The 6,835-nt window shown below is 38.1% G+C and carries 9 protein-coding genes and 1 pseudogene; 2 read left to right on the top strand and 8 right to left on the bottom strand.

Translation table 11 applies throughout. The features are described 5' to 3' along the window. Window positions 1-73: 73 nt before the first annotated feature. The 5 genes and pseudogenes from JQC92_RS08775 to galU form a co-directional block, all read right to left on the bottom strand. Window positions 74-514, bottom strand: a pseudogene (locus JQC92_RS08775) (sugar nucleotidyltransferase); the annotation flags it as partial. Next, on the bottom strand, window positions 511-1,578 hold the full coding sequence (gene rfbB / locus JQC92_RS08770; protein WP_204999294.1) for a dTDP-glucose 4,6-dehydratase: 1,068 nt from the start codon (window positions 1,576-1,578) through the stop codon (window positions 511-513). The gene rfbB and the pseudogene JQC92_RS08775, both read right to left, overlap by 4 nt. A gap of 131 nt (window positions 1,579-1,709) precedes the next feature. Further along, on the bottom strand, window positions 1,710-2,009 hold the full coding sequence (locus JQC92_RS08765; RefSeq protein ID WP_204999293.1) for a nucleotidyltransferase domain-containing protein: 300 nt from the start codon (window positions 2,007-2,009) through the stop codon (window positions 1,710-1,712). Further along, the gene (locus JQC92_RS08760; protein ID WP_204999292.1) at window positions 2,010-2,498 is read right to left on the bottom strand and encodes a hypothetical protein; all 489 of its coding nucleotides are present in this window, start codon (window positions 2,496-2,498) and stop codon (window positions 2,010-2,012) included. Between the two features lie 122 nt (window positions 2,499-2,620). Further along, window positions 2,621-3,505, bottom strand: a complete 885-nt coding sequence (gene galU / locus JQC92_RS08755; RefSeq protein WP_204999291.1) for a UTP--glucose-1-phosphate uridylyltransferase GalU — start codon at window positions 3,503-3,505, stop codon at window positions 2,621-2,623. Between the two features lie 282 nt (window positions 3,506-3,787). On the opposite strand from galU, the gene JQC92_RS08750 reads away from it, so the two are divergent. Both JQC92_RS08750 and JQC92_RS08745 read left to right on the top strand, forming a co-directional pair. Beyond that, the gene (locus tag JQC92_RS08750; protein ID WP_204999290.1) at window positions 3,788-4,210 is read left to right on the top strand and encodes a nucleotidyltransferase substrate binding protein; all 423 of its coding nucleotides are present in this window, start codon (window positions 3,788-3,790) and stop codon (window positions 4,208-4,210) included. Next, window positions 4,203-4,499 (top strand): nucleotidyltransferase domain-containing protein, encoded by a 297-nt coding sequence (locus JQC92_RS08745; RefSeq protein WP_204999289.1) that lies wholly within the window; start codon window positions 4,203-4,205, stop codon window positions 4,497-4,499. Before JQC92_RS08750 ends, JQC92_RS08745 begins: the two co-directional genes overlap by 8 nt. A gap of 317 nt (window positions 4,500-4,816) precedes the next feature. Here JQC92_RS08745 and JQC92_RS08740 read toward each other — a convergent pair whose 3' ends face one another. From JQC92_RS08740 to JQC92_RS08730, 3 genes are all read right to left on the bottom strand, one after another. Next, window positions 4,817-5,122 carry a nucleotidyltransferase family protein gene (locus JQC92_RS08740; RefSeq protein ID WP_204999288.1) on the bottom strand — a complete coding sequence of 102 codons (306 nt, stop codon included), beginning with the start codon at window positions 5,120-5,122 and terminating at the stop codon, window positions 4,817-4,819. Beyond that, complete coding sequence (locus tag JQC92_RS08735; RefSeq protein ID WP_204999287.1) at window positions 5,122-5,526, bottom strand: HI0074 family nucleotidyltransferase substrate-binding subunit; 405 nt, start codon at window positions 5,524-5,526, stop codon at window positions 5,122-5,124. Before JQC92_RS08735 ends, JQC92_RS08740 begins: the two co-directional genes overlap by 1 nt. A 275-nt stretch (window positions 5,527-5,801) precedes the next feature. Beyond that, entirely contained in the window at window positions 5,802-6,806 is a 1,005-nt protein-coding gene (locus tag JQC92_RS08730; protein WP_204999286.1) for an NAD-dependent epimerase, read from the bottom strand. Window positions 6,807-6,835: the final 29 nt, after the last annotated feature.

Genomic DNA, 6,835 nt, shown 5'->3' with positions numbered 1-6,835 from the left:
TGTTATAGACCTTTCTTTGTTGTGGGGACAACTAGAAAAGTCTTAACATGAGTGGATGCTACAGGCATAGCCTGTCGCTGATTACCACGCCCAAAGGACGTGGTTTTAATTTTTCAATAAACAAGGTCGCATTATCGCTTTTAGCTGCATCTTTTAACATTCTAGAAAATGATTGCCCATAAAAGATATTATCACCAAGAATTAACGATACACTTTCACCATTAATAAACGCTTCGGCAAGCATAAAGGCTTGTGCAATACCTTCAGGCTTAGGCTGAATGAGATAAGTAAAATTTACCCCAAACTGAGAGCCATCTCCTAATAAACGCTGAAAGTTGGCTTGTTCATCTGCAGTGGTGATAATCAAAATATCACGAATCCCTGCGAGCATAAGCGTCGAAATGGGATAATAGATCATTGGCTTATTATAAACGGGCAGCAGCTGTTTAGAGATACCCAAGGTTATAGGGTGTAAACGACTCCCAGTGCCTCCAGCTAACACAATGCCCTTCATTCAGTTTGGCCTAAACGCTGAAGCTGATAATCACCCGTTAAAATGGGCTGCCACCAAGCCTTATTGTCTAAGTACCACTGAACTGTTTTTCTCAAACTGCTTTCAAAAGATTGCTCAGGCTTCCAGTCGAGTTCGGTTTGAATTTTAGACGCATCAATGGCATATCGTACATCATGCCCAGGTCTGTCCTCTACGAAACGAATCAAGTCTCGGTATTGTTTAATACCTCGGGGCTTATCTGGTGCAAGGTCTTCTAATACCTGACAAATCGTTTCAATTACTTCGATATTTGTTTTTTGGTTATTTGCACCGATATTATAGGTCTCACCAATACGACCGCATTGTACAACCTCAAGTAAAGCTCTTGCATGGTCATTAACCTCTAACCAATCTCTAATCTGCCTTCCATCGCCATATACAGTAAGAGGTCTTCCTTGAATGGCACTCAATATCATATTGGGGATCAGCTTTTCAGGAAACTGATAACAACCAAAATTATTCGAGCAATTTGTCACTAAAACTGGCAAACCGTAAGTATTAGCCCAAGCTCGTACTAAATGATCAGAACTGGCTTTACTGGCGGAATAAGGGTTATTAGGGGAATAAGATGATTTTTCAGTAAATAACGCCTGCGAGTCACTCAAATCACCATACACTTCATCGGTAGATACATGATGAAAACGAAATGCTTTTTGCTTTTCAACGCTCAAACTCTGAAAGTAGATTCTCGATACTTGCAATAAATTAAAAGTACCAACAACATTGGTTTCAATGAATAAAGATGCATCTTCAATTGAACGATCTACATGAGACTCCGCCGCTAGATGCATTACAACATCTGGCTGATGTCGTTTAAATACTGAATTTACGCCTTCGTAGTCCCTGATATCCACTTTCTCGAATACATATCGGTTTTTATAAGCATCCGCATTAGGAATTGATGCAAGATTACCTGCGTAGGTCAACGCATCAAGGTTAATGACTGAATGAGCCGTATCTTTCAAAATATAACGAATTAAGGCACTACCAATAAAACCTGCACCACCAGTAACTAAAATTTTCATGGGATATAAACGGTTAAAACACATTATTTAAAAACAAGCTATAAGGGTATAAAAAAAACAGCTCAAGGCTGGTTTCAAGTATTTTGATAATCTGAGATAAGGTTAAATGCATCCCAAAAGGAAAAATAACATCAAGTCAATTTAATACCTTCGGATAATGCAATTTCATGGATTGGTTTTAGCATAAGATTTTTATCATGAAAAACCACATCAACTTTCTGTTCTCCGATAATATTGCAGAGTGCCACTTTAAATGCGAGTTTTGATCTTACAGGCTCTGAAACTGACGAGCTTGCGATGTAAAGATCGATATCTCCACCATGCTTACTATCGTCAACACGAGAACCAAACAAATATATATCGACATCATCATGAAAATGTTTTCTTGCCAACTCAATAATTGCATCAACAGTGCTCTCAGTTAAACGCATTTACTGCTCTACCTCTAAGCCAATAGACTGCGAATATTGTAACAATCCATTTAGGATTGCTAACAAGACTGGCGTACTCTCCCAAGCCAAATTAAGTGTCTCAAAACGTTGTTTTTCTGACTCTGGGTAATCATGAGAAAAGCTATTTCGTATTTCTCTGAGATTTTTCCAATCATTGGCCGATTTGAATATACGACGTTTTTCGATAAGATTTAGTACATCAATCATACTGACAGGGTTTTCTTGCTCAAGCTTCAATAAACCCCGAAACAATTTATGGCCTAAACAATCTTGTAGGTCTGAAAAACGAACTCTAAATGCATCCAACTTATCAAACAAGTCATCGTCATCTACACTCACTTCATTCACCTTTAAAGGGAATGACGTTTCTAATCGGACTAAACTACGATTTAACCAATTAGCAGTTCGTATCGCTTCGGTACAGTTGGACAAAAATAATTTTTTATATTTAGAGTCAAAGTAAGTCATAAATTATCTCTTTTCCTTTGAGGCAGTAAAGCTGCACCATACAAATTACCGAAGTACACAAAACATGCGTTAACAAATTGTTCAAAATACACTAAGCAAAGCAAACATTCACTAAAATCAATTTAATCATTTAGCATTTGCTTTAAAGCAGCTTTAAAGTCAGCCCCTAGCTTAGGATCGTTTAAGCCATATTGTACAAACGCTTTTGCGTAACCCAGTTTGTCACCACAGTCATGTGACTTGCCAGACATATGGAATGCTTCAACGGTCTCTTGCTCGATTAGCATATCAATCGCATCCGTCAGCTGAATTTCATCACCTGCACCCATTGGCGTTTTTTCAAGTAACGGCCAAATATTTTGCGACAGCACATAACGCCCAACAACCGCTAAATTTGACGGTGCATCTTCCACGTCTGGCTTTTCGACCATGCTGCTTATTTTAGTTGATGCGCCCTCAGCCACTTCAACGCCATTACAATCAGCAATGCCGTACTTATTTACATCTTGCTTAGGTACAGGTGCAACCATAATTTGACTGGCATGATCATTAAGAAAACGAGCTTTCATCGCTGCAAGGTTTTCTGTTTTTTGATTAGCAGTATATTCATCTAAAATAACGTCAGGCAGAACAACCATAAATGGGTTATCACCAATACAAGGTTTTGCACAAAGCACTGCATGACCTAAGCCTTTCGCTTCACCTTGACGTACATGCATAATGGTCACGTCTTTAGGGCAAATAGCTTGAACTTCTTCTAACAACTGACGTTTGACACGCTTTTCTAGCGTTGATTCCAACTCATATTGCTTATCAAAGTGATTTTCAATGGCATTTTTACTGGCATGTGTAACCAGTACGATTTGTTTAACGCCAGCAGAAACGCATTCATTCACAATATATTGAATCAATGGCTTATCAACCAAAGGTAACATTTCCTTTGGAATGGCTTTTGTTGCAGGCAACATCCGGGTTCCTAAACCCGCAACAGGGATTACTGCTTTCATTTAATTCTCTATTCCTTTAAAAGGCTATAACTGCAATACAGAAAGTACAAAACACCTGATTCAATAAAATCGTTAGCAAAAATTTAAGTCATTTAAGAAAAATCACTAAGTACCCTTTTACGCTGCTATGACGACATAATCTATGAAATTCAGACTGCTTGTAAATTCACTATAAATTTAGCTAATACTAATGGATAATCATGAAGGATTATATTCGCTTGTTTTACAACATTCACCTGTAAAAGTATACTTAACTCAAATATTTTCATTTAGAGTTTCACTATGCCAATTGATACTTCTTTCTTATCAAGATGCATTGCAACACTTTTAGAAGCGAAACGTTCACTTTCTGACCTCAACGAAAATGATATTAAATACGATATTTTTCGAGCCGCGTGTGTTAAAGAGTTTGAAATTATCCTTGAACAATCTGGGAAATTATTAAAACAGGCCTTGGTTCCTTTTGTGCACTCAATAAAAGCAGCAAAAGTACTGACATTTAAAGATACATTTCGTAAGGCAGCACAATTTGGCATTATCTCCATAGAGGAAGCTGAACGTTGGTTAACTTATCGAGACAACCGAAATGAAACGGCACATGACTATGGTGCAGGTTTTGCTGAAAAAACATTGGTGATACTCGACACATTCATTGAAGATGCAACACAATTAGCACAATACTTATCCGAACAAGACTATGATTGATATCAGGCCACAAGATTTAAAGAGAATTAAGCAAATTGCTTCAACCAGTTTAGTATATGGTTCAACGCTCTTAGCTTACGGTAGCAGGATCAAAGGTACATCTTATGATGCAAGCGATCTGGATTTGGTGGTGATAACTCCTGAAGGAGATAGCAACGACATAATAAGCTTTAGAGAAAAATTACAAGAATCAAACATCCCGATTATAGTACAAGCATTTAGCTGGGAATCATTACCCAAAAATTTTCAAAACAGTATCCTAGCTCACCATCAAGAAATCGCTTTTTAGCTATACCCGAGAAATCAGGAAATGTAATAATGACAGTATTGTATGTCGTTCATCCAGCGATTTTAGTATTAACCTGTGCCGTCATACCCGAGAAATCGGGTATCCAGTGACTTTAATCTTAGCTCTTGCCGTCATGCTAAAAAGCGATAGTCGAGCATCCAGTCACTTTAACTTTAACCTTTACCGTTGCAGCACATCAGTCATATTCACAAAGCAATACTATAAAGATACTGATACTTCGTCGAGGATAAGAAAGGATAAAAAGGTTATGGCGATGAAGAAGGCAGCATTAACTCAGCGAACCGTTATTAAAATTTTCAATTATTTAAAATCTCGATACCTTGTTGCTCTATTTGCTCTAATAAGTGCTGATTTGTGATTTGCTCTTTGATCACAATATCCACTGAAAAAGGGATCGTACTTAACTCAAAGCTTTCTTTTAGCTTAGATATATCATTTTGGGTTAACTCAGCTCCTGAAATTGCAATGTCAATGTCTGAGTTGTTCCTATAATACCCTGTTGCTCTGGAGCCAAAAATCCAAGCACTACGAATGTTCTGGTTTTCATTTAAGAACATGAGAACGGCGTTTAGTTGAGTACTTGTGAGACCAAAATGTGCCATCAAACTCTGCCACTTAACTTTTGTAGAACACTCGAAAGTACTGGATAGTACTCATTTTTGACTAAGCGCATTGATTTTTCAGCTAAGGCACTATCATAGGTATGAGTGAGCACATTTCGATTAGTTAACGCTTCAAGCAACCGTTCACACTCCTCAGCGGAGATGAAGTTGGCCTCAAGCGATGTCCTAATAACGGCTCTAGGGCTGGCTTCGAGATAGCCTTCATGTTCTAAAAGATCTTTGAGCGTTTTCCATGTTAATTCAAAAGTCATTTCAAACGTTTTTATCAACCCTGCAAGTTCTAAGGCAGAGTATGTTTGTAGTTGGCAAGCGTCATTTAAATTGTCAAATGACGTCTGAAAGTTAACCAATCTTAATTTGAACCGTTCAAACTTATCAACCATAGTGACTCCCACCAATAAAATTTGTGTTCAACTTACTCGTAACGTCTTAGAAAGTGGAGATAAAACACAATACGTTCTCCCCACCATACCGGAATATTTTATTGCGTAACAAACAACTCTTAAAATAGTATATACCCATGATACCTGAAGATGCTCGATTTCAGCGAGAATGCACTGCGTGGACTTCTCAGCGCCTTTAACCTTACCCTTTTCCGTCATACTTAAGAAATCGATCATCCAGCGACTTTAGGCTTTATCAAGCATTCGAATTAGGTTTAAACACGATAAAAATCTTTATACCACTTAGCCAATTCTGCCACACCCTCTTTAATCGAAACTTGAGGTTTATAACCTGTTGCCTCAAATAAATCTTGAGTATCTGCAAAGGTGCGATACACATCACCAGGTTGCATACCACGAAAGTTCTTCTTCGCTACGATCCCTAATTCAGACTCAATGGTTTCAACAAACTCCATCAAGTTAATTGGTGAACCGTGGCCAATATTAAATACGGCATAAGGTGCAGAGCTAGTGGCTGGTGTTCCTGTTTCAACAGTCCAAGCATCGTTGCGGCCTGGTATTACATCTGCGATACGTATAATACCCTCAACAATATCATTCACATGGGTGAAGTCACGCCACATATCACCATTGTTATTAATATCTATGGTGTCACCATTAATGATTTTTTTAGTAAAAATAAACGGCGCCATATCAGGGCGGCCCCAAGCACCATAAACAGTAAAAAAACGAAGCCCTGTAGTCGGAATATCGTAAAGGTGCGAGTAGCTGTGAGACATCAACTCATTAGCTTTTTTCGTAGCTGCATACAAAGACACAGGATGATCAACAGAGTCTTCAGTAGCAAAAGGTACTTTTTCATTAAGGCCATACACAGAACTCGACGAAGCATAAACCAAATGCTTAACCTTAGTTTGTCGACAACCTTCAAGAATGTTCAAATGACCGACGAGATTTGAATCAGCATAAGCATGAGGATTTTCGATAGAGTAACGAACACCCGCTTGAGCCGCTAAATGAATCACTTTATCAAATTTCTCTGATTCAAATAGCGATGCTATCGCTTCACGATCTGAAATATCTAACTTTTCAAACCTAAAATTAGGATGTTCGATACGCACTAATCTTGCTTCTTTTAATGCAATATCATAATAATCGTTGATATTATCAATACCAACCACATCAAAACCTTGAGCAGTTAAACGCTCAACCACTGCACTACCAATAAAACCAGCAGCACCAGTAACCAAATATTTCATATTCCCACCAAAACAAAAGCCAGCATGAG

It is taken from the genome of Parashewanella hymeniacidonis, from assembly GCF_016900895.1.
Lineage (GTDB): Bacteria > Pseudomonadota > Gammaproteobacteria > Enterobacterales > Shewanellaceae > Parashewanella > Parashewanella hymeniacidonis.
The sequence above is the reverse complement of the archived record's forward strand: the minus strand, read 5'-3'. Positions and strand labels throughout refer to the sequence as shown.